Below are 26,131 nucleotides of genomic sequence, written 5' to 3' on the forward strand. Positions count from 1 at the left end.
GTTGCTATAGATTCGGAATGTTTCACGTGAAACATCCTCCGTTTGACAGCTTTAATACACACCAGGAGGGACCGTGGGATTTCGCGACGTTAAGCGTTCTAAGAGCGCAAAAGACACGCGTATCATTGCAATCATCAATCAAAAAGGCGGCGTCGGTAAGTCAACGACGGCTGTAAACCTTGCAGCAGCACTGGGTGAGCAGGGTCGTAAGACACTGATTGTTGATTTTGATCCGCAGGGAAACAGCACCAGTGGATTCGGAATTGAAAAAGAAGACCTTGATCACTGCATCTATGATGCATTGCTGAATGATGTGCCGGCAGAATCGCTTGTTCTTGATACAAATTGCAAAAAGGTATTCGTAATTCCGGCTACAATTCAGCTTGCAGGCGCGGAAATTGAACTCGTAAGCGCAATTGCTCGTGAAACCCGTCTCAAAGATTTGCTTGAGCCGATTCAGGACGAGTTCGATTTTATTTTCATTGACTGCCCTCCTTCGCTCGGCCTGCTTACTATCAACGCTTTGACCGCAGCAGACAGCGTTTTGATTCCGATCCAGTGCGAGTATTACGCACTCGAGGGCGTTACGAAGCTGCTTGAGTCAATGAAGATGGTCAAATCTCGTCTGAACAAGGGCTTAGACACCTACGGTGTGCTTATGACCATGTATGACTCGCGTACTTCTCTATCGAATCAGGTTGTTGAGGAGGTTCAATCGTACTTTGGTGATAAGGCATTTAAGACGTTGATCCCCCGTACGGTTAAAATCTCCGAAGCTCCGTCTTTTGGGGAACCGGTAATTACCTATGCACCTCAAAATAAGGGTGCAAAAGCATATATGAACCTTGCAAAAGAGGTGATCAAGCGTGCCTAGTGTAAAGAAACGTGGCGGATTGGGACGTGGACTCAATGCTTTGGTCTCAGAGGCCGAGTATGAGACCGGTGGTTCGGCTGCATCGGCTTCGAATGCCGCATCTGAAACAAAACTACCTATTGAGGATATCGTTCCCAACCCTAATCAGCCGCGAATTCACTTTAACGAAACTGAACTTCGTGAGTTGAGCGAATCAATCCAAGAACATGGCGTCTTGCAGCCGCTTTTGGTTCGCAAGCATGGAAACGGCTATGAGATCATCGCTGGTGAGCGTCGTTACCAAGCGTCAAAGCTTGCTGGTCTTGAGGAGCTGCCTGTCATCATTAAAGATGTTAATGATGAAGAGATGCTGGCTCTTGCTCTGATCGAAAACCTTCAGCGTTCTGATCTGAATCCCGTCGAAGAGGCTAAGGGCTATCGCCAGCTTATCGATGCCAGCGGTATGACCCAGGAGGCATTGTCGAAGGCAGTCAGCAAGTCACGCTCTGCAATTACAAACTCGCTGCGCCTTCTCGATCTCCCTGAAATTGTTCAGCAGATGATTTTTGAGGGCAAACTTACTGCTGGTCATGCACGTGCGATTCTTGCAGTTCCCTATGAGGACGCTCGAATTCGACTTGCAGAGAAGGTTGTTGCAGAGGGCCTTTCCGTAAGAGCGACAGAAAATCTTGCTCCGTTGTTTTCTGCCGGAGAGACACCTAAGACGCCGAGGCCTGCAACGCCTCAGTCTTTTAAAAAGGCTGCCCGCGTGCTTCGTCAGGTTTTTAATACCAACGTGCGTGTTAAGAGCTCGTGTGGAAAGAATAAGATTGAGATTGAGTTTAAAGACGAGGAAGAGCTCTCTCGTATTCTTGGCGAAATGATTCAGTTTGATCAAGGAGGCCAAGATGAGGAATAGGATTTTAACTGCGATTGCATTGGCGACGACTGTCGCGGCTGGTGCCTTTGCCGGCTATAAGATCGCGACAGACGATGAACTTCGAGGTCGTTTGCTTCGTAGTGCGCAAGATATTGTCGATACATCCAAGAAGAAAATGGATGTTATGACAGAAGATGTTGCCATGCGTACGGCTCAGGTAACGAAGAATCCCAAGATTAATCAAGGTTGGGTTAGTAACCAATGGGAAAATGTAGGCTATTAGGTACCTAACAATTACTTAGCATATTTTGAGGGGTCCTTGTCTGATTCACGAGGCAAGGACCCCTTATTTTGGCCGTAAAAAATGGGACAGGTAGCAGCTGATTCAAAATTAAGGTCAATAAATAAAACGGCCCCGGTTGCATCTCCTGTAACCGGGGCCGTTCGATGTTTCACATGAAACGTTTTGGGGTGCGACTCCCCTATGCGTTCTTCTGAACTTTGAAGCGCTGCTTCAGCTGTCCGCAAGCGGCGTCAATATCGTTACCACGGGAGTTACGAATCGTGGTCTCGATGCCACGGGACTCAAGACGACGCTGAAGATCCTCAACCTTATGAATCGGCGACGGCTTGAGCGGGCTGCCCTCGATGTCGTTAAGCTGAATCAGGTTAACGTGGCACAACGTTCCCTCGCAGAAGTCGCAGAGCGCCTGCATCTCGGGATTCGTATCGTTGACGCCTTCGATCATGGCATACTCATAGGTCGGGCGGCGGCCAGTCTTCTCGGTGTAGAGTTGAAGCGCCTCGTGAAGGCGAAGTAGCGTGTACTTCTTAACACCGGGCATTAGCTTATTGCGTGTCGACTGGATGGCGGAATGCAGGGAAACCGCAAGCGTGAACTGCTCGGGGATGTCGGCAAATTTGCGAATACCGGGAATAACGCCGCTGGTAGAGACGGTGAGGTGACGAGCACCGATACCGATGCCATCGGGGTCGTTGAGGATTCGCAACGCCTTGAGAACCTCGTCGTAGTTGGCAAACGGCTCGCCCTGGCCCATGAAGACAACGCTCGTGACGCGCTCGCCAAAGTCGTTGGATACATGAAGTACCTGGTCGACGATCTCTTGAGCGGTCAGAGAGCGCTTGAGGCCGTTGAGGCCGGTAGCGCAAAAGGCACAGCCCATGCCGCAGCCTGCCTGGGTGGAAACGCAGACGGAAAGCTTGTTGCGACGGGGCATACCGACAGTTTCGACGGAAATGCCGTCGTGGTACTCGAGCAGATACTTGCGCGAGCCATCTTTGGAAACCTGCTTGGTGAGTTCAGTCGGCGTATCAAAGGCAAAAGCCTCTTTAAGCTGCTCGCGGAAAGCCTTGGGAAGGTTGGTCATGTCGTCGAACGAACAAACGTTCTTCTCAAAGACCCATTCGATGAGCTGCTTCGCGCGGAAGGCGGGCTGGCCAAGCTCGGCCACGAGCTCGCGAATATCGTTTTGGCTCAAGTCGCGAATGTCCTGAGATTTAGTCCTGGGATTCATGGAAGCCTTTCGATTTTGGGGAAACGTAGAGGGTATCGCTACAATATGGTATCAGCTGCAGAAATTATAGAGGAGGAGTCTGCCCATGCCGGGTAAAAGCCTAGAGAACATGCACGTAGCGGTCTTGGCGGGCGGTCATTCCGCTGAACGCGAGATCTCGCTTAATTCGGGAAAGAACGTTGTGGTGGCACTGAAGGAAGCCGGCTACACCTCGGTGGAGCTGCTCGATACGGCCGCTGATGACTTTATGGTAACCATGGCAACCGGCGGCTTTGACGTGGCGTTTATCGCCATGCACGGTGCCGGCGGCGAGGATGGCGCCATGCAAGGCGCCATGGAGACCCTGGGTATCCCCTACACGGCTTCGGGCGTGCTTGCCAGCGCCTGCGGTGCCGACAAGGAGGTCTCTAAGCTCCTGTACGCCAAGGCGGGCATTCCCATTGCCCCCGGCCTTGCGCTCGAGGTGGGCGATGAAGTCGATATCGATCATATCGTCGAGGTTTGTGGCGAGCGCTGCTTTGTGAAGCCGGCCGTCAACGGTTCCAGCTATGGCATTTCCCTGGTCCATGAGCCCTCCGAGCTGCCCGCGGCAATCGCCAAGGCGTTTGAGTACGGCGACAAAGTACTGGTCGAGAAGTGCATCGAGGGTACCGAGATCACCGTCGGCGTATACGGCGAAGATGACGTGCGCGCTCTGCCGATTGTCGAGATTCGTAAGCCCGAGGACTGTGAGTTCTACGATCTGGACGTGAAGTATGTCGACCCTACGGACATCCATCGCATTCCGGCGCAGATTTCACCCGAGAATTACGCTCGTGCCCAGGAGCTTGCCTGTGCTGCTCACAAGGCCCTCGGTTGCCTGGGTATCTCGCGCAGCGACTTTATCGTGAGTGAGGACGGCCCCGTTATCCTCGAGACCAATACCATTCCCGGCATGACCGATACGTCGCTGTATCCGGACGAGATCCGCCACACCGACGACATGACGTTCCCGCAGGTCTGTGACAGCCTGATCCGTATGGGCCTTCGTCGAGCGGGCATTGCATGCTAATCGAGGACGCGGTTTCGTCAGGAACGCCGCAGTTTGTCATCGACTCCTATGCCACGCTTGCCGAACGCGCCAAAACGCAGTCCTTTGGTCTTATCGAGGAAGATGTGATTGTCCTCGATACCGAGACCACAGGTCTTTCGGTGCAGGACAATGAACTGATCGAGATCTCGGCGGCCCGTCTTTCGGGCCGCGAGATCGTCGACCGTTTCGATACCTTCGTGCATCCCAAGCAGCTGATTCCCGCCGAGATTACCGAGCTCACGAGCATTACAAATGCCGATGTGGCAGATGCCCCGTCGGCCGTTGAGGCCGTCGCCGCTCTCGCCGATTTTGTCGGTGGTTGCCCGGTGATCGCACATAACGCCACGTTCGACCGCTCGTTTATCGAGTCGGTCAAAGGCGGCGTCAACGTGAGCGATATTTGGATCGATTCGCTGGCGCTGTCGCGAATCGCGCTTCCGCGCCTGGCCTCGCACAAGCTGTCTTTTATGGCCGATCTGTTTGGCTGTGACTCGGTATCACACCGTGCCAATGCCGACGTCGACGCCCTGTGTGGCGTATGGCGCGTGTTGCTCGTGGCGCTCACCGACTTGCCCCAGGGCCTCATGGCGCGCCTAGCCGACATGCATCCGGATGTGCCTTGGTCCTATCGTCCTATCTTCTCATTCTTGGCAGGGCAGAACCCTGGTTCTATCTTCTCTCTCAGCGCCGCTCGTGCTGACGTTCTCAAGGCCGATCGCGCCGACGATCGGGTGGACGCCGACGAACTGCCGGTCCTCAAGATGCCGAGTCGTGAGGAGATTGAGGCAGACTATGCGCCAGGTGGCCTGGTCAATCGCATGTACCCCACCTACGAGCCGCGTGATGAGCAGATTGCGATGGCGCTCGAGGTCCGCGATGCGCTGGTCACGGGCACTCATCGTGTAATTGAGGCGGGCACGGGCGTCGGCAAATCGATGGCCTATCTGGTGCCTTTTGCCGAGGCAGCACGCCGTAACAACATCACGGTTGGTATTGCGACCAAATCGAACAATCTCGCCGACCAGCTCATGTACCATGAGCTGCCAAAACTTGCCGAGCAACTGGACGGTGGTCTGTCATTTTGCGCTCTCAAGGGGTATGACCACTATCCGTGCCTGCGCAAGCTTGAGCGCATGAGCCGCGGCCAGGCCGAGATTACCACCAAGCGCGATCCGACGGACACGCTCACGGCGGTCGCGGTCATTATGGCGTACGTCTGCCAATCAGCCGATGGCGACCTCGACTCACTTGGCATTCGGTGGCGCAGCGTCAACCGCCCCGACTTTACGACGGCCTCGCGCGAGTGTGCTCGTCGCCTCTGCCCGTTTTTCCCTGATAAATGTTTGGTCCACGGCGCTCGCCGTCGTGCGGCGCATGCCGATGTGGTGGTCACCAACCATTCCCTGCTGTTCCGCAACGTTGCGGCCGAGGGCAGGATTTTGCCTCCGATTCGTCATTGGGTAATCGACGAGGCCCATTCCATCGAGCGCGAGGCGCGCCGCCAGTGGGCGCGCGTGGTGTCGGCGGACGAGTCACGCGTTCTGTTTGAGCGCCTGGGTGGCTCGAGCACCGGCGCGCTAAGCCAGGTTTCCCGTGATTTGGCAACCTCCGAGGGCTCTACGCTCTATCTGGGCCTTACTGCCAAGGCGACGTCGACGGTTGCGCGCGCGAGCATGGCAATCGCCGACGTGTTCGATGGCGTTCGCGAGCTCGGCCGCCGTGCCCGTGGGGGTTATGACAATGCCAATCTATGGATTGGCCCCGAACTGCGCGAATCTGACGACTGGCATGATTTCTTACAGTCGGCCTACGCTGCCATCGACGCGTTGGAACAGGCTGACAAGAGCGTCGACGCGCTGGTGCAAGCCGTCGCCGCCGACAAGCCCGAGGTTGTTGTCGACCTGGGTGATATCTCGCGCCGCTTGCACGAGCTGGCCGAGAACCTCAAACTCATCATTGACGGCACCGATGAACACTACGTGTATTCGCTGCAGGTCAATCGCAGGTTGCGTGTCGGCGGAGAGTCAATGACCGCAGAGCGCATCGACATTGGCGAGGCCTTGGCAACCGAGTGGCTGCCCGAGGTTCACACGGCTATCTTTGCCTCGGCGACCATGACGGTGTCCAAAAGCTTTGAACACTTTAACCACGCGGTCGGCCTCGATCGCATCGGTGCTTCAACATCCTCATCGTTGCACTTGGACTCGAGCTACGACTTCGATTCGAACATGGCTGTAGTCGTTGCGGGTGATATCCCCGATCCGCGCGATCGTGAGAGCTATCTTACGGCGCTCGAGCGCGTGCTGGTCGACGCCCATCTTGCCATGGGCGGATCGGTGCTCACACTGTTCACCAATCGGCGCGACATGGAAGACCTGTACGCCCGCGTTGAGCCCAAGATGGCCCGTGCGGGTCTGGAACTCAACTGCCAGCAGCGCAACTCATCTCCTCGTCGCCTGCGCGACCGGTTTATCAGCGAGCCGACTTCATCGCTTTTTGCGCTTAAGGCCTTCTGGGAGGGATTCGACGCCAGCGGCGAGACGCTGCGCTGCGTCATCATTCCCAAGCTGCCGTTCTCGAGCCCCACGGACCCGCTCTCGTGCGAGCGCAACCTGCGTGAAGACCGCGCTTGGGCGCGCTATTCGCTGCCCGAGGCGGTGCTCGAGGTCAAGCAGGCGGCCGGCCGCCTTATCCGCTCGTCGACCGATTGCGGCGTGCTGATTCTGGCCGACCCGCGCCTGGTGACGAAGGGCTACGGAAAGAAGTTCTTAACGTCGCTGCCCACGAGCTCCTACCAGCGCATCGAATCGGCACAGATTGGGCACTATCTGCAACTGTGGCGTGCACGCCACGAGCGGCGGCGCTAAAGCGGACAGACGAGGGTTTTTGCCATATCGCACAGACGCTTTGACAGGGCGGGGTCATCCAAGATGCGGATGGCTCCGCCCGCTGCGATTACCTGGCTCAGTAGCCAACGCTCGGAGCCATAATGCACGGTTACCGTTGCCATGTCTGCCCCGCTGCGCTCGATTAGGGTGATGCCGGCCCAGTCCAGATGCTCCGCCATATCGAATGGCATCAAGAGCCTTGCGCTACGCTGCGTCCGAGCAAGGGAATCGTGGAGGGATGTGACGTCCGGTGCATGAGGCACGACGGAGTCTTCCGTCAAGGCGAGTCCCTCGATTTTATCCATGCGATAGGTGCGCTGCTCATCGACCGCGATGTCCCAGGCAATCAGGTATGTTTGGTCGCCGTTTGCCGTAATGCGCAAGGGGTCGACCAGACGCTCACGTGGCCGTGCATCGTCCATCGAGCGATACGAGATGCGGCAGCGAACACCGTCCTGAATGGCGCAGCTCAGCTGCTGCCAGTGCGACCCGTGGTTGACGGTGTCAAAGACGCGCTGGTTATAGCCGAGCTCTTCGGGTAGAAGGGCATGTCGAATCCGAGCTGCCGTATGCGGCTCGATCCCCAACGATTCAAGTTCATGGTTGAGCACAGCGCCCTCGGCGGCACTCAAGCGCAGCGGTAGCACACGCCCGGCGTCACCGGTGAGGACCACACGCTCGCCGCGGCATTCGCAGATGATGCGCGCGCCCGATTCTCGGTCCGCGAGCGTCGAGACGATCTCGAGAATCTCGTCGAGCGATACCCCCGTGATGTCAAAGCGACTGCAAATCTCGGTCCGTGTCATGCCGCTCTCGCCGGCGGCGTAGAGGGCCTCCATGATGTCGATGGCGCGCGAGAGTCTCTGCTCGCTGGTGAGTTTACGCACGGGCATACTCGTGCACCGTCCTTTCAATGAGGTGGTTCCACGCCTGTTTGAGCGATTTGGGGGCCACGGGCCTCATGCCGTCCATGGCGTGGGCCATGCAAAATGAGGCGCCGGCTTCAAGATCGCGCACGTCAACGGTCCAGGTCCATCCCACATCGGTGTGTACGAGCTCACCTCGCCCACGCGTGAGACCGTTGATCATATCGATCTGCGTCTGAGGGGCGAATGAGAACGTGGCTGCAACGGGCGGTCGGTCGGCAAAATCGAATTCAAAGAACAGGTAGTCGCTGAGGTTGAAGTCCGCGGGGATGACGTAGGCCTTCGAAGGACGCCAAGCGCGAACGATACGGTCGCAGCGGAATGTCCTGATGTCGTCGGTGACGTTGTCGAGGCCGCAGAAGTAAGCCACGCCCTCGCGCTCGAACATGCCGTAGACGCAGACGGTACGTTCTCTCTGCTCGCCGCGTCCGTTCTGATATAAAAATCGCAGCGCGCATCGCTCGGCAAAGGCGCTCCAAACCGCATCGACGGTGGGAGAGCGGCTGATCGGCGCCTCGTCTACCGTCGTCCTGCCGGTGAGATAGGCAATCTTGGAGCGAATATCGGCAAGCGGTGCGGCAAAAGTGGATGAGCCGGCCGCTAGTGTCTGGTCGATGGCGTTGAGCAGGATATCGGCGTCGTCTGCGGTAATGAGGCCGCCTGCCGCAAACGTGTGCTCGCGGTCGATTGTCCACGAGCTTTCCTCGGTCTCCTGCGCGCCGGTGGGGCGAACCTCCTTGATTAAGATGCCGCGTTCGAGCAACTTGTCACGATCGCGTCGAAACTTGCGCTTATCCGAGTCGATATTGCCCGAGCCATATCCCAGGTCAGAATCCAAGACGATCTGCTCGGTCGTCAGCGGTTCGGGGGAGCTATTGAGCACAAAGAAAAGATTGAGGATGCGCTGAGCCGTTTTATCGAAACTGGGCTCCGAATTTCCCTTTTTAATTGTCTCGGTCGTGTCGCTTGCCGTCATAGAGTCCTCGCATGAGAAGGTGGTTTGCTGCCATGATTTTAGTCCGATATGGAGATTAGGCTATATCCTTGTCCGCTCGGGGCGTTAAGATGGCCCGAATTCGGTCGTTTGCGCTCGCTCGGGGTATACTTTCGACTATATACGGTTCTAATGTGCATGCATTGGGCCTATTTGTCGGATTATGGATGTGGAGCGCACATGGCGAACACCCAGAACTATATTAACCACCTGCTGCAGAACACCGGCATTACGCCGGCATGCAGCGAAGAAGAGCGCTTGGCTGCCGAAGATATCGCTCAGATCTTCCGCAACCACGGCTTTGACCCCGAGGTTCAGGAGTTCAATGCCCCGGCGCCCAGTAGGTTGGCATTTGCCGTTACCGGTATTCTTGCGTTTGCCGGCGCCCTGCTGATGGGCATCGGCGGCGGTATCGGCTTGGTCGGCACCTTGCTGGCCATTGTCGGCGCCGTTCTTTACGTGCTCGAGCGCACGGGCCACCCCGTGGTTTCGCGCCTGGGCAAGACGGGCGTGAGCCAAAATGTCATCGCCTACCACAAGGCCTCGGGCCCGCTCGCGTCCCCGCGTAACCGCCCGGTGGTCGTTGTCGCACACTACGACTCTCCCCGTGCTGAGCTGCTCGCCCGCGAGCCTTATGCTTCGTATCGTGCACTCATCGCCAAGCTGTTGCCCGTTGCCACGGTTGCCCCCGCTGCCGTTGCCATCCTGCGTATTCTGCCGCTCCCCGGCGCGCTCAAGGTTCTGCTGTGGATTGTCGCGATCCTCGCTTCCCTCGTTGCACTCGCCAACGCGGTAAACATCATCTCTAACCGCCACATTCTTCCCTATACGTCTGGCGCGGTGTGCAACAAGTCTTCTGTCGCCGCTATGCTCGGCGTTATGGACAACGTTGCTCCCTTCCAGGGCGAAAACGAGTTTCCCGACGATGTTCCGTTCGATACCTATTTTGGGGAGCAGAAGCGTCGTGCCGAGGAAATGGCGCGCGCAGCGGCGGAATATGCCGCGGCCCAGCAGCAAAACGACTACGGCAACACCATCGAGTATGAAGAGCCTACCTACGCCGAGGACGAATTCGGTCAGCCGATTGCTCCCGACGCTCAGACCGAGCCCGAACAGGGCGAGGCTTTCGACGAGCAAATCGAGGGCTTTGAGGGTGCGTCTGCCGACGAGACGCTGATCGGCGCTATCGTGCCTGAGGATCAGAATCAGGCTGCCCAAGCCGAAGAGTTCAATGACGAGGTTCCCGCTGCCGAGCCGGCGGAGGAGTCTGCCGAGCCCGAGCCCAAGCTCTATCGCAACGCCGCCGGCAACATCCGCTTTGGTTCGGATGCCATCCGTGCGCTCGGAATGCTTCCCGAGTCCTGCACGCTCGATTACGAGGAGGGCGAGGAGCCAACGTTTGAGCCCGAGCCTGCCCCCGTCGTGGCTGCGCCTGCGCCCGTTGTCGCTGCGGATGATGAGTCTGCCGCGGTTACCGCTGCCGTTGCCGATCCCGAGGCGGTGTCCGCGTTCGATCCCGCGGCAGGACTGGACATTTTGGCTCCCGCCGCACCGGCGCAAGACGTTGCGGACGAGTCTGACGACGATTACGTTGAACAACCGAGGCGCGTGTCTTACGAGAGCGATACTGATTTCTCGGCCGAGATTCCCGCGGCAACGCCGCATGCCGACATTGCATCCGCGTTCTCGTCGATTGGCGCCAGCGCTTCCAACTTCTTTAAGGGTGCGTTTGCAAAGGGCAAGAAATTTGTCGACGATTTCGAGGAGAAGCGCGCTGCCGCACGCGAGGCTGCCGAGCAGGAGGCTATCGCTCAGCAGCAGGCAGCCGAGGCGGCACGTGAGCTCGCGGCGCAAGAGTTCGAGCAGAACGAGGCTATGCAGTCCGCGCCCGTCGAAGCCGCCGAAGCTACAACGTCCTTTGAGTCCCAGCAACCGGCGTCCGCGGATGTTGTTGAAGCGACGACGTCTTTCGAGGCTCAGCAGCACGTCGATAGCACCATGTCGTTTGATGCCGCGCAGTTCGATTCCACGATAACGTTTGAAAAACAGGGCACCGCGATTGCCGAGCCCCTTCCTGTTTCCGATGAGCAGGGCGACGCGGCAGACGATGACGAGCCTGTTGATGCTGCCGAAATCCAAGATGCCGCCGAGGACGAGCCCGTCGAGGCCAACTCTGACGAAGAGCAATACGCGGCAGCCGAGCAAGATGATTCGACCGAGGTCGAGCAGGAGGAAGTGCCTGCGGTTTCCGAGACTCCCGAGACGGATGAGTCGAGGCCTTATTCCACGCAGATTTTCACCATGCCGACCCCGAGTGGTTCCGGTGCCACGGTTGCCAATGTCGCTCCCACCCAGGACGAAACGGTCGATTCCCTTATGGCCCAGATTTCCTCCCAGGCATCGCCGCGCCCGCAGATGAATGTTCCCGATCCGTCGTCGGCACCGTCGCCTGCACCTTCCTCGTCTCCGCTGGCTTCGGTCCCCGATCCGTCGCTGCCGTCTATGAAGCAGGCAAACGTTGCGTCTCGCACGTCGCTGTTCGACCTTCCCGACCCCTCCGCACAGGTCAATGATCCCTTTGCTACTGCCCAGGGCCCCGAACCCACATCGGCACCCGTTGCGCCTCCTATGCCCGTTGCGTCGGGCGCACAGCCGACCGAGACCATTTCGGCTCCCGCCCCGGCGGCACCCAAGTCTCGTAAGCGCGGCCTGGGTGGTCTGTTCGGCCGTAAAAAGAAAAACGAGCAGGACAGCATGAGTGACTGGCTGGGCGTCGAAGACGATTACGATGCCAAGAAGTCCGGTCGCGGTATCGGTTCGTGGGATAACTTCGAGGACGATAACGATGGCTGGAAGGGTGGCGCTACGTCTTCCGATGGCGCTTCTTCCGAAGATATGCTCTCGGCTGTCGCCTCTATGGGCGATGATGAGCTGCTCGGTCACGATATCTGGTTTGTGGCAACGGGCGCCTCGGATTGTGATGGCGCTGGCATGAAGGCCTTCTTGGCTTCGCATCGCGATAAGCTCCGCGGCGTATTCTTTATCAATCTTGAATCCGTCGGCGCCGGTAGGCTTTCGGTGGTGACGGTCGAGGGCGAACAACAACTGCTCAAGGGCGATCGCCGCATCATGAACCTGGTCAGCAAGGTCTGCAAGTCGTTCCATGTCGATTGTGGCGCGCTCGAGATGCCCTATGCCAAGACCGATGCCTATGCTGCGCTCGAGGCGAGCCGCCGAGCCCTTACCATCGCCGGCGTGGACGGCACGCGTCTGGCTTGCGCTCGTACCGAGGACGACCTGCCCCACAATGTCAACCCGACGAACATTGCTACGGTATCCGAGGTCGTGACCGAGGTTATCCGCCGTTCGTAGACGGAGCTCTAAGGAGTCAACGTGTTTTCGTATATTAAGCGCCATTGGCCTGTCTACGTGATTTTGACCTTGATTGCCATTGCGTTAGGATTTGGGGCTGCCTACATCGTGGGTGCAAAGGGCTCGACCCCCGCCTCCGCAATCAGCGAAGAGGTGGAGCAAGAACAGAGTACGGGTGCCGATGGGATTCCTGAGTCCGAGCAGGCAATCGTTGATGGTGGATCTTCGTCTGCAGAGTAGATGCGGCGATTTAAATGATTGAAAGCGGGCGAGCCAGGGGACTGGCTCGCCCGCTTTTTCATCGCGCTAGCGCTTCTTTGGGATCGACCTAAGGCGAGCGAACCATAGGGCTGCGGCACCCGAGGTCAGGAGCGCGGTGATGCAAGCGGCGATGGGAACTGATCCTGTTGCCGGTAGGTCCTGCGGTAGGGTACAGCGTTGAATGACGCTGTCCTCGTCATGTGACTCAAGTTTATCGCCGCCACCGTTGCGGCAAAGATCGACGCGCGCGCTGTTGGTGAGTGCGGTTTGGGGCGTATAAGCCGACGTTGCCTGCATGTGTACGACTGCGCCCCGAGCGTCTGTGCCAAGGATTGCTTTGGCATCGTCAAGGTCGTCGTGCTCATCTTTGAGATCATCGCGGGTCCAAGAATCCGCATCGCTTCGAGTCGTAAAGTCGGCGGCTACCGCACCGTATTCAATTCGAATGCCTGTTACGACGGTATTGGATGCAAGGTCGAGCTCTTCCGCCTCGAGTGTGGTGGATTCCGTGGTCGAGACATCCGCCTTCCAGAGGCGCCAGCCGTCGTAATCGACGAGGCGGCAGTCCTCACCAAGGCTCTCTTTTACTTCGTCGGACTCAAGCCAAGGATTTTCGTGTCCATCGTCAAGTGTCGCGTTCGCCGGCTCATCGACGTCTGTCGAGTCCAACGGCGTCGTGCGATACCACACGTTGCACAGACCGTTGAGGTCGCCGATGGCGACGGGGGTTTCGATTGAGATGAATCTCGCCGTGCCGTCTTTGGCGCACTCAAGATCATCGGTAATCGTAAACTCATCAACCCAAGTAGCGGAATCGTTTCGAGCGTCGATGGTATAGGAGAAAAGTCCATCCGTATTAGTTTGCGTCGCGGCGCGATTTTTACCATCGCCGTTAGCCAACAGGCCCTTTTCGATAGGTTGGACAAGTTCCTGACGCTTGTCGACCTGTCCCTTGATCTCGATGGGCGCATCCTTCATCGCGACGGATTGGACTTCTCCCGTATCCTTTATTTCAAACGTTATTTCCTCGGCAAGGTCATAGGTCCGCGGAGACATCATTTCGCGCAACGAGTAGGTGCCGGGTGCAAGATGTTCGACGCGGTGTGGCTTGTCGGATGAGGTCCAGGAGTCTATTTCGGTTTTATCGGGACCATATAAGGTGAGTTGTGCGCCTTCCACTTCCTGCTCACCGCTTGCATCGACCTTGGAGATATCAACCTTGGTGTAATCGTCGGATACGTTAAGCCGTGCTTCTACAACGGGTGTTTTCTGGTCGGCATAAGTAAGGTCGACAATATGGGTTGTCCGATCGAGCAAGAAGCCTGCCGGCGCTTGAGTCTCGACAACCTCGTAGCGTGCGGTGCCAAGTCCCAGCGGGAGGTTGTCCGCGCGTGCTTCTCCAGTTTCATCCGTCGTGATGGTAGCGACAGTCTCACCGTCGAGCGCGGCAATGCTACCGTCGGGGCGCACGATATCACTCGAGGCACGGATCTCAAAGACGGCGCCCGCGAGGCTGCTGCCGTCTATGGCATCGGTTTTAACGATCCTGATGTTTCCGGTCGCGGCGTGGTCATAATACGAGGCGATTGCAACGGGCGTTAGGTTCATGTCGGCGGGTATGTTTACCTCGATCTCCTCGCCGACAAGATAGGGCTCTTTGGCCGAGGTTTCGCGTACATAATAGGTGCCCGGCACGAGCGATTCGGGCAGTGTGACGGTCCCGGTCGCGTCAGTCGTAAAGGTGTCCATTACGTTATGTGTTGGATACCAGCAAGTTTGTGAGACAGATTCGTGATTGCTGTCGAGTAGTTGGAAGGTGAATCCGGCTAGTGGAACAGAAGCGCCTGTTTGGGCATCGCGTTTTACAATCTGGAGATGCGTCGACAGAGCATGGTTGTCCACGATATATTGAAGCTCGGCGCCGTTGGAAATCTGATTGGCCCCGACGGTCCATTCCCCTGCACGTTTAAAACCCTCGGGGACGGTTTCCGGAACCTCGCGAACCGTGTAGCCGGCACGGTCGTATGGGACGGCTCCGTGGACACCGGCGGGTCGCTTGCCTGCGCCGAACCATGCTTCGGGCTGATCTTTGGTGGAGGCAAAGCCATAGACGTTTGTGGTCAGTGTGCCAACAACCTGCTGAGAGCTGTTGCTGACAACCTCAAAGACAACACCACCCGCCGGCTGCTCCAGGCCGGATTGGTCGCTATTGCCGTAATCCTTGAATTTGGAAATCTCAAGGTTAAACGCAATGGGGATATCGGAAACGCGAGATTCGATCTCGACCACGCCTGAATCGCCGAGCTGGTCGGCTCCAACGGTATAGGTCCAGCTGTCGTTGGATGGCAGGTAGCCCTCGGGGGTTTTTGATTCGTAGATGGTAAAGGTTCCTAAGGGGACATCGGCGAGGGTGGCCCGACCGCTTTCGTCGGTCGTGAGGATTTGTGCCCATCCAGGGGTTGATTGCGACACACACGTGAACTCTGCTCCTGCGAGTGAAGATCCCACCTGGGGGCCGGCATTCGTCGCGGCATCGAGTTTTACGATACGCAGATTGATGGTGCCGGGCTGTTCATCAATGGCGACCCGCCCGCCGTCATTCCCCGTGGTAAAGGCAATACGATCGTGGCGGGGGACATAGCCGGCCGGCGCCTTCGTTTCAACTAGGTAGTATGCCGTGTTGGGCAGAAGTGTTGCTTGCGCTCGACCGTTGCTGTCCATCTTGATGGTGCCGACACGCGCGCCGCTGGCGCTCTCAAAAATATCGAATGTTGCCCCGGTAAACTGATAGGTATTGTTTCCGCTGGTAATAACGGTGTTAGCAGACTGCTTTTGGAAGGAAACAGAGACCGCCGGCAGTACATAGAGCATGTCTTGACGTTTGCTGCCGCCCGATACGGCTCCTAGATAGCGTCGCGCGCGGTGCGGAGCGGCTTTGATGCTTCCTGATTTTGCGCTGTCGTGGAGCCACCGCGCAGCCGCCACGACTTCATTGTCGGCGGTAAAGTGTCCGCTCTTGGTTTTGCCCTGAGCGGTCGTGTAGGAGTAGGTGCCGTCGACATGGGTAGTGCCGTTGAGCATCCATACGGCAAGCTGGGTGGCGGCGCGGGCGCGATCGGGTGAAAGATGGTAACCGCCAAACGACGTGGCGGTAGGATATCCGTGACAAACGATTGCCGCGAACTCGTCGTCGAGCCACACCCAGCCTTGATCAAAGTTGAGCCATGGGCCGCCCGGTTTGGTGGGGCCGGGGCGCTCCTGGTTCATGCAGTAGGCAATCGAGGTGTCTTGAGCTTCATACTTGCCGATGAAGAAGGGTCCACAATCATCGCTAATAGTGCGGAAGCCGAGCTGGTCGTAGCCATCGACGGCAAATGCGGCTCCCGGTGCCAGACAGCCGAAAAGCAGGAAGAGGAGCAGGAGCAGCGGACCTGTTGCGATTGCGCTGTGGACAGAGTGCGTGGGTGCGTTGGACATGGCTGCTCCTTATCCCTCGTGCGCCGCACGGGGAGGCTGCGACGCGTAGGATGAGGCTACCCCCGAGGTTCATGCGGGTAAGTACCGGAGCCTGACCAAAAGCTTGCCCGATTTCTGACAAATCGAGCTCAAATACAACAATCAGATAAAAGTGCAGGTAAAAGATGGTAAGAAAAGAAAGACAAAGGTCCTCATCTCCACAATTGGCGCGGTTTTCAAATGATTCTCCACAGCTAAAACAAGCATCACCACCCTTGTATCGAACAAGACAACCGCGTTATACTAGCCAACGCACAAGCGGGCATCGCCAAGTGGTAAGGCATCAGCTTCCCAAGCTGACACTCGCGGGTTCGAGTCCCGTTGCCCGCTCCAGTAAAAAGCACAAGCACGGCAGCGTTACGTTGCCGTGCTTTTTACTACCAAGCGCCGGGACTCGAACCCGCCAGGGTGCGAGCGTTAAGCGAACGCGAAGCGTTTGTAGCGAGCAGGCGAAGGCGCCGACAGGCGCCTGAAGCCGGTGCGGATTTGCGAAGCAAATACGCGGACGTCCCGTTGTCCGCTCCATGGAGCACAGAAGACCTCGGGACGGCCAATTCAACAAAGTCTTCCCCATCGTCACCGTGAATCCGAGGGGATCGACCGCAGCCGGTGCGGATTTGCGAAGCAAATGCGCGGACGTCCCGTTGCCCGCTCCAATTCCAAAATGTTAGGTTAATGCCTGCTGCCCATACTTGCACCTGCGCACGGTACAATGGTTGGGTTACGACCAACGTGCCAATAACCAAAAAGGAGCCGCTATGATCGATCGCTATACCCGCCCGGAGATGGGACACATCTTCTCCCTCGAGAACAAGTACGCCATTTGGCAGGAGATCGAGGTCTTGGCCTGCGAGGCCCAGGCGGAGCTCGGCAAGATCGGTATTTCCAAAGACGAGGCCCAGTGGATCCGCGACCATGCCAACTTTGAGAAGGCGAAGGTCGATGAGATCGAGGAAGTCACGCGCCACGACGTCATTGCCTTCCTGACCAACATGAAGGAGTACATCGATGCCGATGTTCCCGAGGGCGACCCCAAGCCCAGCCGCTGGGTTCACTATGGCATGACCAGCTCCGATCTGGGCGACACGGCCCTGTGCTACCAGCTCACCCAGGCCTGCGACCTGATCATCGAGGACGTCAAAAAACTCGGCGAGATCTGCAAGCGTCGCGCCTTTGAGGAGCGCAACACGCTCTGCGCCGGCCGTACTCATGGCATCCATGCCGAGCCGATGACCTTCGGCATGAAGTTTGGCTCTTGGGCCTGGGAGCTCAAGCGCGATCTGGATCGTCTTGAGGACGCCCGCAAGAATGTTGCCTTCGGTGCTATCTCGGGCGCTGTCGGCACGTACAGCTCCATCGAGCCGTTCGTCGAGGAGTACGTCTGCGAGCACCTGGGCCTGGTCCACGATCCCCTGTCCACGCAGGTCATCAGCCGCGATCACCATGCCTACCTTGCCGGCGTGCTTGCCACTACAGCGGCCACCTGTGAGCGCATCGCTACCGAGGTTCGCAATCTACAGAAGACCGATACGCTCGAGGCCGAGGAGCCGTTCCGTAAGGGTCAAAAGGGCAGCTCAGCCATGCCGCACAAGCGCAACCCCATCACCATGGAGAAAGTCTGCGGTCTGTCGCGCGTCGTGAAGTCCAACGCCCAGGTTGCCTTCGATAACGTCGCCCTGTGGCACGAGCGTGACATTTCGCACTCCTCTGCCGAGCGCGTCGCCCAGGCCGATAGCTTCATCGCCCTCGACCACATGTTCCAGTGCCTCATCCGCGTTATCGACGGCCTGCAGCTGTATCCCGCCCGCATGATGGCCAACCTCAATAAGACCCGCGGCCTCATCTTCTCTTCCAAGGTACTGCTCGCCCTCGTCGACACGGGCATCACCCGCGAGGACGCGTACGCCATTGTGCAGGAGAACGCTATGGCAACCTGGCACGAGGTACAGGATTGTGTCTCCGGCCCCACCTTTAAGGAGCGTCTCGAGGCCGACCCGCGCTGCACCGTCAGTCAGGAGAAGCTCGACGAGATCTTTGATCCGTGGGACTTCCTCACCCGTATCGACACGGTCTTTGATCGTCTGGAGCAGCTGAGCTTCGAGTAGGTTCGGGCATAACGTTAGCTTTTTAGGGCGCTTTGCTGGTAATGTGTGTTGCCGGCAAAGCGCCTCGTTGCATTTAGGGAAAGACGGGGATAATAGTCGTCTCGAATAACATTCTGAGAGGGGATCGCATGATTTCGTTTGATTACAAGCCTCAGGGCGTGTGTGCTCGCAATATTCACCTTGACCTTTCCGATGACGGCAACAAGGTGGTGGGCGTTGAGTTTACCGGCGGCTGCGACGGCAATCTCAAGGCTATCTCCAAGCTGGTCGAGGGCGCTCCCGCCGATCGCGTAATCGAGGTTCTCGCCGGTAATACCTGCGGTATGAAAAAGACCTCCTGCGCCGACCAGCTTACGCGCGCTATCGAGGCCGCTCGCGCCGAGATCGCCTAATGGGTATCGCCGATCACATCAAGAACGGAATATCGCGTCGCGGCTTTGTACTCGGTGGGGCTGCCGCGGGCGCTGCCACGGTGCTTGCCGGATGCTCGAAAAAAACGGGTACCAGCGATGATGTCGCCGGCGAGCCGCAGGTTATCAAGGACGATTCCAAAATCATCTCGATTACGGATGAGTATGAGGCTGTCGACATCGATCTTGAGCCGGCGTCATCGTGGACGCTGCCTCTGGGTACGCTGCTGTACTACTGCGACGGCGATTACGCCGCGGCGATGATGGCGCCCGCATCGGCACTGCACGCCAACACACTCGGCGTGCTCAACCTGGGCGATGGCTCGCTTACCACATTAATCGAGGATCCTATCGAGGGCACGGGATACGCATTCTACGATGTCCGTGCCGGCGACGGCGTATTCGCGTGGGTTGAGATGAACTTTGCCAATTCATCGTGGAAGCTCTACGCTCAAAATCTGTCGGGCGCTTCGCTCTCTGGCGACGTGGTTGAGCTCGATCGAGGTGGCAAGGACTATGATCCGCCCCTGTTCACGGCGTTCGGGTCATCAGTCATCTGGTATAAAATGCCTTCGGCAGGCGGCAATAAAACGAGTAGTGATTCGTTTTGCTATCGTCGCTCGCTTGATGAATCCAAGGCCGAGGTAATTTGGAAATCGACGGGCCGCTTTGCATCGGCCCCGCGCGCGAGCGACGGCATTTTGACCATCTCGCCGCGTGTCCGCAACGACGAGGGCGTCTACTACGGCATAACGGCAATCGATCTGACCGACGGCAACAACACCAAACGTGCCCAGCTAGTTCTTCCCTCGTCAGTCTCGCCTTTCGAGGCCGTATATATGGGCGATACCTTCGTGTTTTCTATCGAGGCGACCTATAGTGGCGTGGGCAGCCTGGGCAACATGGGCACGTATATCGGTAATGAGGGAGGGCCGTATCTCTTCCTGTCCCGCGAGCCGCTTGCATGTGCGGCTGGCAAGAAGAATAAATACCTTGTTAAGGTACAGGCGTCGCATTTCCTGATCGACACCTCTGCCAAGACCTATGGCTCGCTGCTGTCGCCCGACCGCGCTTTGGAGTATGGCGATTATCCAGCTACGGCGGGAAAGTCGGACTCATTCCTTACGTACGCCACGGTGCGCAACAGCCAGGGTATACCAGAGACGGTCACTGCACGCCTATTCTCTCTTTAAGCTTAGAGGGGTTAAAAAGGCGCCAACAGGGGAATAAACGCGTTGTAATTGTGAGTACCGCCCGCCGAGCTGCCGCGTCATAGCGGCATCCGGCGGGCTCAGGTGCGTTAAAATGGGCTTGTTCTTAGCTAATTGAGACAGGGGGGCCGTGTTATGGCTTCAGATGCAAAAAAGATTCTGCTGGTCGAGGATGAGAAGGCAATCCGTGACGCCGTCGCTGCCTATCTCGAGCGCGAAGGCTACTGGGTTGTGGGCGTCGGCGACGGTCAGTCCGCGATCGAGGAGTTCGAGAAGCATCAGTTCGACCTGGTCGTGCTCGACCTTATGCTCCCCAAGATTCCCGGCGAGCGCGTTTGCCGCACCATTCGCGATACCTCGGATGTCCCCATCATCATGCTGACGGCTAAGGGCGAGATCGAGGACCGTATTATCGGTCTTGAGCTCGGCGCCGATGACTATCTGATTAAGCCGTTCTCGCCGCGCGAGCTCGTCGCCCGCGTTCGTGCTCTGTTCCGCCGTGCCCATCAGGCCGACGAGCCCGCCGTCGAGGTGCTCGACTTCGGCGATCTGGTCATCGATATCTCGGGCCACAAGATCTTGGTCGAGGGCAAGGAAGTCGATCTGACGGCTTCCGAGTTCAAGCTGCTCACCACGCTTGCCCGCCATCCCGGCCGTGTGTATAACCGCATGGAGCTGGTCGAGAAAGTGCTCGGGTATGACTTTGAGGGCTATGAGCGCACCATCGATAGCCACGTGAAGAATCTTCGCGCCAAGCTGGGCGATGATCCCAAGAAGCCCAAGTGGCTCTACACCGTCCATGGTGTCGGCTATCGCTTCGAGGCTCCGGCCAAGACCGATAAGTCGGACGAGAAATAGGGAAATCACATATGACACCTGCGCGCTTTGAAATCGGACAAAAGCACAAGCAGGAGAGCGAGGCGGGTTCCAAGGCTAGTTGGAACACGCCTCGTTCCGATTCACGGCCAACGATGAGCTATCCCTCGCGCATGGCACTTGCTTTTGCTCTGACATCGCTCATGACGGTATTGGTGCTGGTGGGCGTTGTCTCTGTTGTGTGGGGCACGGTCTTTTCGGATTACACACGCTCCAATATCGTCGAAATCGCAAATTCCGCTGCCGAGAAGTTGGCAACCTCATATGAGGAAAACGGCTCTTGGACCGCGGGAGAACTGCGCACGGTCGCAACGTCGAGTTTGGTTTCCGACGATCTGGGTATGCAGGTCGTCAATAAAAAGGGCGTGATCGTTTATGACGATTCCTGGCCCTCGGCAAGCGCCACCGCCGATGTACGCGAAAACCAGGCTACGACCGACGACACGAGCGGCAAGAGGGCATCGCATAGCCCGGTCTCGTCTGCTCCAACCGACTCCGATAGCGTTGCTAACGTCGAGATTGTAACGTCTTCCGGCGAGCATGTCGGACAGGTAAAGCTGTGGGCCATCGGCTCCGACGCTCTGCTCACCAAGGCGGACTCTGCGTTTAGGGAGAAGACCTTTAACGCCATGGCCCTCGCCGCGGTTGTTGCAATCTGCATTTCGGTCGTTATCGGATCGCTCGTGTCGCGCATGCTCACCAAGCCGATTCATCGCATCACCAGTACCGCAAAGCAAATCCGTGACGGCGACCTGTCGGCTCGCACGGGACTGCGCGGTGATGACGAGATCGATCAGCTGGGTGAGACCTTCGATGAGATGGCCACTTCGCTCGAGAAGGATATGAAACACGAGAAGCGCCTGACCTCAGACGTTGCACACGAGCTTCGCACGCCGCTTATGGCCATGCTCGCAACGGTCGAGGCCATGCAGGATGGCGTGTATCCCACCGACGATGAGCATTTGGAAACCGTTGCTTCCGAGACGCGTCGCCTGGCTCGTCTGGTGCAGCAGATGCTCGACCTGTCGCGCATGGAAAACAGCACGGCTCCGCTCAACCTTGAGCCGGTGGACATGGTTCCTTTCGTGCGTTCCATCGTTAATGCCCAGGAGCGCCTGTTTGTCGACCGCGATCTGCGCCTGCGTTTTGCGGACGAGACCCAGGGTCACGACGATGTCGTCGAGGCCGATCCCGACATGATCACGCAATGTGTTATCAACCTCATGAGCAACGCCATGCGCTACACCCCCGAGGGCGGTTGGGTCGTGGTGTCGGTGCTCAGTGACCGCAAGCACGTCAGCATTGCCGTTTCTGATACCGGCATCGGTATTGCCAAGGACGATTTGTCGCGCATCTTCGGGCGGTTTTGGCGCGCCGATGCCAGCCGCGCCCGCGAAGCTGGCGGCCTGGGCGTTGGCCTCGCCGTGACCAAGCAGATCGTCGAGCGTCACCATGGCTACATATCCGTGGAGTCGGAGCTTGGAAAGGGTACGACTTTTACAATTCATCTGCCCCGCGAGCACACGGCAGACGCGGCATCTACTACAATGGAGCACTAGCTTTTCGCTATTCGGTGAAGGAGGGGCCGCGTCCCTGCCGCTCCGAGTTTGCGAAAACATGCGGGAAAGAACCCGCATTTCTGTCGTATTTAGGTAAGGAGTGACTCACGTGACAACGATGGAGCGTCGTCCGGATTCCCGTGGCAAGGTTCGTGATATTTACGATGCCGGTGAAAACCTGCTGATGGTCGCCACCGACCGCATTTCTGCGTTCGACTTCATTCTTCCCGACGAGATTCCGTTTAAGGGAGAGGTACTCAATCGCATCTCGGCATTCTGGTTCGATAAGTTTGCCGACATCGTCCCCAACCATCTCGTTTCCATCGACCCGGCGGAGTTCCCCGAGGAGTTTGCTGAGTATCGTGACTACCTCGCTGGCCGCGCCATGCTGGTTAAGAAGGCCCAGACGATTCCTATCGAGTGCATCGTCCGCGGCTATCTGACCGGTTCGGGCAAGAAGACCTACGACGAGAACGGCACCGTCTGCGGCATCCAGCTGCCTGAGGGCCTGACCGAGGCTTCCAAGCTTCCTGAGCCGCTGTTCACGCCGTCCACGAAGGCCGAGATCGGTGACCACGACGAGAACATCTCGTTCGAGCGTTGCTGCGAGATCGTGGGCGAGGACATCGCCACGCAGATTCGTGACCTTTCCCTCAAGATCTACAAGGCTGCCGCCGAGTACGCCGCGACCCGTGGCATCATCATTGCCGACACCAAGTTCGAGTTTGGTGTTATTGATGGCAAGGTCACGCTGATCGACGAGTGTCTTACGCCCGACTCCAGCCGTTTCTGGCCTGCTGCCAGCTACGAGGAGGGCAAGATCCAGCCTAGCTACGACAAGCAATTCGTCCGCAATTGGCTCAAGGCCAACTGGGATATGACGGGGGAGACCCCGCACCTGCCCGCCGAGGTCATCGATGGCACGTCCGAGCGCTATCGCGAGGCCTTCCAGATCATCACGGGCTCCCAGTTCACAAGCATGAAGGAGAACGCATAAGTGAGTACCCGTAGCGCCACGAACAAGCGCACGCAATCCCACGAAGTTACCGGGGTTGCGCGCAAGTCTGCCGCATCTGCTAAGCCCGCCCGCCAAGCAGCGAGCTCCGTTCGCGTCGTGCCGGCTTCGTCTAAGGCACGCCGCAAAGAGCTCGAGAAGGGCGAGAACCTCGAGGGCCTCTCTAAAGAGGAGAAGCGCGCCCGCAAGGCTAAGCAGCGCGCCAAGGAGGACCGCATCTATACGGTGTCGAATATCCTCCTCAAGCAGGACGAGGACTACACCAAGCGCCGTCGCATCTGGTGGATTGTGCTCGCCATTGGCATGGTGCTCGTCGTGGCAATTTGGGCCTCGCTGTACTTCGCTCCCGCTGGCATGGTGTCCAGCCCTGTCCAGATGGTCGGCATTGTTTTGTCCTACGTCATCATTTTGGGCGACTTTATCTATGACTTCGCTCGTATTCGTCCCTTGCGCAACATGTACCGCGCGCAGGCCGAGGGCATGTCCGAGAACAAGCTCAACGCTCTTATTGAGCGCGCGGCTGCCGAGGAGGACAAGAAGGACTCCAAGAAGAAGTAGCGTTTGCATACATACTTATCGCTAAGATATAAGGCGCGTCGTTTTTGCGGCGCGCCTTTTTACTGTTCTATAGATAGATGGAGTAGCACATGATTCGAGCTGCCCTGACGGTCGAAGAGGCTCTGGAGGGCATGAAGGCCCTGGAGCCCAAGATTAAAAACTACGCGCGCCTGGTCGTCCGCAAGGGCGTAAACGTCAAGCCCGGCCAGGAGGTCGTCGTTCAGTCTCCGGTCGAGTGCGCGCCGTTTGCGCGCGTGGTGGTCGCGGAGGCCTATGCTGCCGGCGCCGGCCACGTGACGGTCATTTGGGCCGATGATGCCGTGACGAGGCTCACGTACGAGCATGTCGAGAAAAGCTATTTTGAGCAGACGCCCGAGTGGAAGCGCATGCAGCTGGATTCCTTGGCCCAGGATGGTGCCTGCTTTGTCTTTATCGAGGGTGCGGATCCTGCGGCCCTCAAGGGCATCGATCCAGCCAAGCCGGCCGCGGCATCAAAGGCGAGGAATACGCAGTGCAAAGTTTTCCGCCGTGGACTGGATTACAACATCAATCCGTGGTGCATCGCCGGCGCTCCGGTCGTGGCTTGGGCGCACGAGGTGTTCCCGGGAGACGCCGATGAGGTTGCAATCTATAAGCTGTGGAATGCGATTCTGCACACCGCGCGCGCCGATGGCCAGGACCCAGAGAGCGACTGGGAACTCCATGACGCCGCATTCGAAAAGAACCTGCGTTTCCTGAACGACAATCGTTTCGACTACCTGCATTACACCGCGGCAAATGGAACCGATCTGACGATTGGCATGACGAAAGGTCACGAGTGGGCCGGCGGCAAGGGCAAGACGCCCGATGGGCACCCCTTCTTCCCCAACATTCCCACCGAGGAAGTCTTCACCTCGCCCGATCGCATGCGTGCCGACGGTATCGTGTACTCGGCCATGCCGCTCATCCATCACGGCAATAAGGTCGAAGATTTTTGGATTAAGTTCGAGGGCGGCCGCGTGGTGGACTACGACGCCCGCGTGGGCAAGGCAACGCTCGCAAGTATCATCGATACTGACGAGGGCGCTGCTCACCTGGGAGAGGTCGCGCTCATTTCCAAGAACACGCCGATCCGCGAAAGTGGTGTTCTGTTCTACGATACGCTCTATGACGAGAACGCTAGCTGCCATCTCGCGCTAGGTGTCGGTTTCCCCGAATGCATCGAGGGTGGGTATGACATGTCCAAGGAGGAGCTTCTGGAGCATGGCGTTAACGTCTCGAGCACGCACGTCGATTTTATGATCGGCACGGACGACATCGATATTGTGGGCATTACGCCTGATGGACGTGAAGTTGTGATTTTCCAGAACGGCCAATGGAGTTGGGAATAGTCCCAGACCGTGGTACAATGCCACCCGCGGGCCGTTAGCTCAGCTGGCAGAGCAGGGGACTTTTAATCCCAAGGTCCAGGGTTCGAACCCCTGACGGCCCACCCAAAGATTGTTGAGACGGTCAACTTCGGTTGGCCGTCTTTTTTGTCGCCCTTTCATGGGTTCGAACCCGTCGGGGCGCGGAGCTGAGTAAACGCGTGAGCGTTTGCCAGCGCAGCGCGCAAGGCGCGAAAGCGCCGCAGCGGCCGCCTGCGAAGCAGGCTGAACCCCTGACGGCCCACCCAAAGATTGTTGAGACGGTCAACTCCGGTTGATCGCTTTTTTGTTGCCGGTGCATGGGTTCGAACCCGAACTTCTCTATATATAAGAACGCTTGGCGAACAAAACCTGCCTTTTACCGACGGGAAACAAATAGCTGATGCTTTTGGAGTAAAGTGGCGCTCCAGAGATGACCGATGCCTTAACACCTATAAACCAGCTGGTCATCGCCAATATCAGAAGCCAATGCTTCAGTTATAACCTCAGGGACGCGACTGAGGGACATATTCATTTGTGAACAAAATATGGAGTGCGCGATTCCCGCCCCCGGCGCCCCTCCGGTCTGGCAATATATCTCCTTGCCGCGCGGCCCGGTGGAACCGGATCAGCCGCGCAGGCGTGCACCTTGAGAACCGGATACTGCGAGGATGGACACATTGAGTGTCGCATCCGGGCAGACATCGAACCATTT

General features: G+C 57.8%; 19 protein-coding genes and 2 tRNA genes. 17 read left to right on the forward strand and 4 right to left on the reverse strand.

Annotated features, from left to right (window positions below; translation table 11 throughout):
* The first annotated feature begins 73 nt into the window (after positions 1–73).
* The 3 genes from ACESUZ_RS06440 to ACESUZ_RS06450 are packed head-to-tail and all read left to right on the forward strand — an operon-like array spanning position 74 to position 2,016.
* Complete coding sequence (locus ACESUZ_RS06440) at positions 74–874, forward strand: ParA family protein (protein WP_022093800.1); 801 nt, start codon at positions 74–76, stop codon at positions 872–874.
* Positions 867–1,772 (forward strand): ParB/RepB/Spo0J family partition protein, encoded by a 906-nt coding sequence (locus ACESUZ_RS06445; protein WP_373199117.1) that lies wholly within the window; start codon positions 867–869, stop codon positions 1,770–1,772. Before ACESUZ_RS06440 ends, ACESUZ_RS06445 begins: the two co-directional genes overlap by 8 nt.
* Positions 1,762–2,016: a hypothetical protein gene (locus tag ACESUZ_RS06450; RefSeq protein WP_149926478.1), complete on the forward strand. Its 255-nt coding sequence runs from the start codon at positions 1,762–1,764 to the stop codon at positions 2,014–2,016. Before ACESUZ_RS06445 ends, ACESUZ_RS06450 begins: the two co-directional genes overlap by 11 nt.
* A gap of 199 nt (positions 2,017–2,215) precedes the next feature.
* Here ACESUZ_RS06450 and rlmN read toward each other — a convergent pair whose 3' ends face one another.
* On the reverse strand, positions 2,216–3,268 hold the full coding sequence (gene rlmN / locus ACESUZ_RS06455) for a dual-specificity RNA methyltransferase RlmN (RefSeq protein ID WP_035136497.1): 1,053 nt from the start codon (positions 3,266–3,268) through the stop codon (positions 2,216–2,218).
* Positions 3,269–3,353: 85 nt separating this feature from the next.
* On the opposite strand from rlmN, the gene ACESUZ_RS06460 reads away from it, so the two are divergent.
* On the forward strand, positions 3,354–4,319 hold the full coding sequence (locus tag ACESUZ_RS06460; protein WP_035136496.1) for a D-alanine--D-alanine ligase family protein: 966 nt from the start codon (positions 3,354–3,356) through the stop codon (positions 4,317–4,319).
* The gene (locus tag ACESUZ_RS06465; protein WP_373199120.1) at positions 4,313–7,207 is read left to right on the forward strand and encodes a helicase C-terminal domain-containing protein; all 2,895 of its coding nucleotides are present in this window, start codon (positions 4,313–4,315) and stop codon (positions 7,205–7,207) included. The genes ACESUZ_RS06460 and ACESUZ_RS06465 overlap by 7 nt, the downstream gene beginning before the upstream one ends.
* On the opposite strand, the gene ACESUZ_RS06470 is transcribed toward ACESUZ_RS06465, so the two are convergent.
* Both ACESUZ_RS06470 and ACESUZ_RS06475 read right to left on the reverse strand, forming a co-directional pair.
* A complete protein-coding gene (locus ACESUZ_RS06470; protein ID WP_373199122.1) occupies positions 7,204–8,121 on the reverse strand; it encodes a helix-turn-helix transcriptional regulator in 918 nt (305 codons plus the stop codon). The two genes, ACESUZ_RS06465 and ACESUZ_RS06470, sit on opposite strands and share 4 nt — an antisense overlap.
* Positions 8,108–9,130 (reverse strand): WYL domain-containing protein, encoded by a 1,023-nt coding sequence (locus ACESUZ_RS06475; protein ID WP_161155902.1) that lies wholly within the window; start codon positions 9,128–9,130, stop codon positions 8,108–8,110. The genes ACESUZ_RS06470 and ACESUZ_RS06475 overlap by 14 nt, the downstream gene beginning before the upstream one ends.
* Before the next feature lie 198 nt (positions 9,131–9,328).
* On the opposite strand from ACESUZ_RS06475, the gene ACESUZ_RS06480 reads away from it, so the two are divergent.
* Together ACESUZ_RS06480 and ACESUZ_RS06485 are read left to right on the forward strand one after the other, a co-directional pair.
* Positions 9,329–12,520: a hypothetical protein gene (locus ACESUZ_RS06480; RefSeq protein ID WP_373199124.1), complete on the forward strand. Its 3,192-nt coding sequence runs from the start codon at positions 9,329–9,331 to the stop codon at positions 12,518–12,520.
* 21 nt (positions 12,521–12,541) lie between these two features.
* The gene (locus ACESUZ_RS06485) at positions 12,542–12,760 is read left to right on the forward strand and encodes a hypothetical protein (protein WP_022094153.1); all 219 of its coding nucleotides are present in this window, start codon (positions 12,542–12,544) and stop codon (positions 12,758–12,760) included.
* A gap of 66 nt (positions 12,761–12,826) precedes the next feature.
* On the opposite strand, the gene ACESUZ_RS06490 is transcribed toward ACESUZ_RS06485, so the two are convergent.
* Positions 12,827–16,258 (reverse strand): SpaA isopeptide-forming pilin-related protein, encoded by a 3,432-nt coding sequence (locus ACESUZ_RS06490; RefSeq protein ID WP_373199126.1) that lies wholly within the window; start codon positions 16,256–16,258, stop codon positions 12,827–12,829.
* A gap of 297 nt (positions 16,259–16,555) precedes the next feature.
* Between ACESUZ_RS06490 and ACESUZ_RS06495 the strand changes: the two genes are divergently transcribed.
* From ACESUZ_RS06495 to ACESUZ_RS06540, 10 genes are all read left to right on the forward strand, one after another.
* Positions 16,556–16,630, forward strand: a tRNA-Gly gene (locus ACESUZ_RS06495).
* A gap of 425 nt (positions 16,631–17,055) precedes the next feature.
* Entirely contained in the window at positions 17,056–18,402 is a 1,347-nt protein-coding gene (gene purB, locus ACESUZ_RS06500) for an adenylosuccinate lyase (protein ID WP_055251306.1), read from the forward strand.
* Positions 18,403–18,530: 128 nt separating this feature from the next.
* Positions 18,531–18,794, forward strand: coding sequence for a TIGR03905 family TSCPD domain-containing protein (locus ACESUZ_RS06505; RefSeq protein ID WP_161115613.1), 264 nt, complete (start codon positions 18,531–18,533; stop codon positions 18,792–18,794).
* Positions 18,794–20,005: a hypothetical protein gene (locus ACESUZ_RS06510; RefSeq protein ID WP_373199128.1), complete on the forward strand. Its 1,212-nt coding sequence runs from the start codon at positions 18,794–18,796 to the stop codon at positions 20,003–20,005. The genes ACESUZ_RS06505 and ACESUZ_RS06510 overlap by 1 nt, the downstream gene beginning before the upstream one ends.
* 153 nt (positions 20,006–20,158) lie before the next feature.
* Positions 20,159–20,881 (forward strand): response regulator, encoded by a 723-nt coding sequence (locus tag ACESUZ_RS06515; RefSeq protein ID WP_006236208.1) that lies wholly within the window; start codon positions 20,159–20,161, stop codon positions 20,879–20,881.
* An 11-nt stretch (positions 20,882–20,892) separates the two neighbouring features.
* Positions 20,893–22,458 carry a sensor histidine kinase gene (locus ACESUZ_RS06520; protein ID WP_040360026.1) on the forward strand — a complete coding sequence of 522 codons (1,566 nt, stop codon included), beginning with the start codon at positions 20,893–20,895 and terminating at the stop codon, positions 22,456–22,458.
* A gap of 118 nt (positions 22,459–22,576) precedes the next feature.
* Positions 22,577–23,455, forward strand: a complete 879-nt coding sequence (locus tag ACESUZ_RS06525) for a phosphoribosylaminoimidazolesuccinocarboxamide synthase (RefSeq protein ID WP_006236210.1) — start codon at positions 22,577–22,579, stop codon at positions 23,453–23,455.
* Positions 23,456–24,031, forward strand: coding sequence for an ABC-2 transporter permease (locus ACESUZ_RS06530; RefSeq protein ID WP_022093792.1), 576 nt, complete (start codon positions 23,456–23,458; stop codon positions 24,029–24,031). It begins immediately after the preceding gene.
* Positions 24,032–24,120: 89 nt separating this feature from the next.
* Complete coding sequence (locus tag ACESUZ_RS06535; protein WP_138341072.1) at positions 24,121–25,401, forward strand: aminopeptidase; 1,281 nt, start codon at positions 24,121–24,123, stop codon at positions 25,399–25,401.
* Between the two features lie 28 nt (positions 25,402–25,429).
* A tRNA-Lys gene (locus tag ACESUZ_RS06540) sits at positions 25,430–25,502 on the forward strand.
* Positions 25,503–26,131: the final 629 nt, after the last annotated feature.

This window comes from Collinsella aerofaciens ATCC 25986 (assembly GCF_964239575.1).
Lineage (GTDB): Bacteria > Actinomycetota > Coriobacteriia > Coriobacteriales > Coriobacteriaceae > Collinsella > Collinsella aerofaciens_BQ.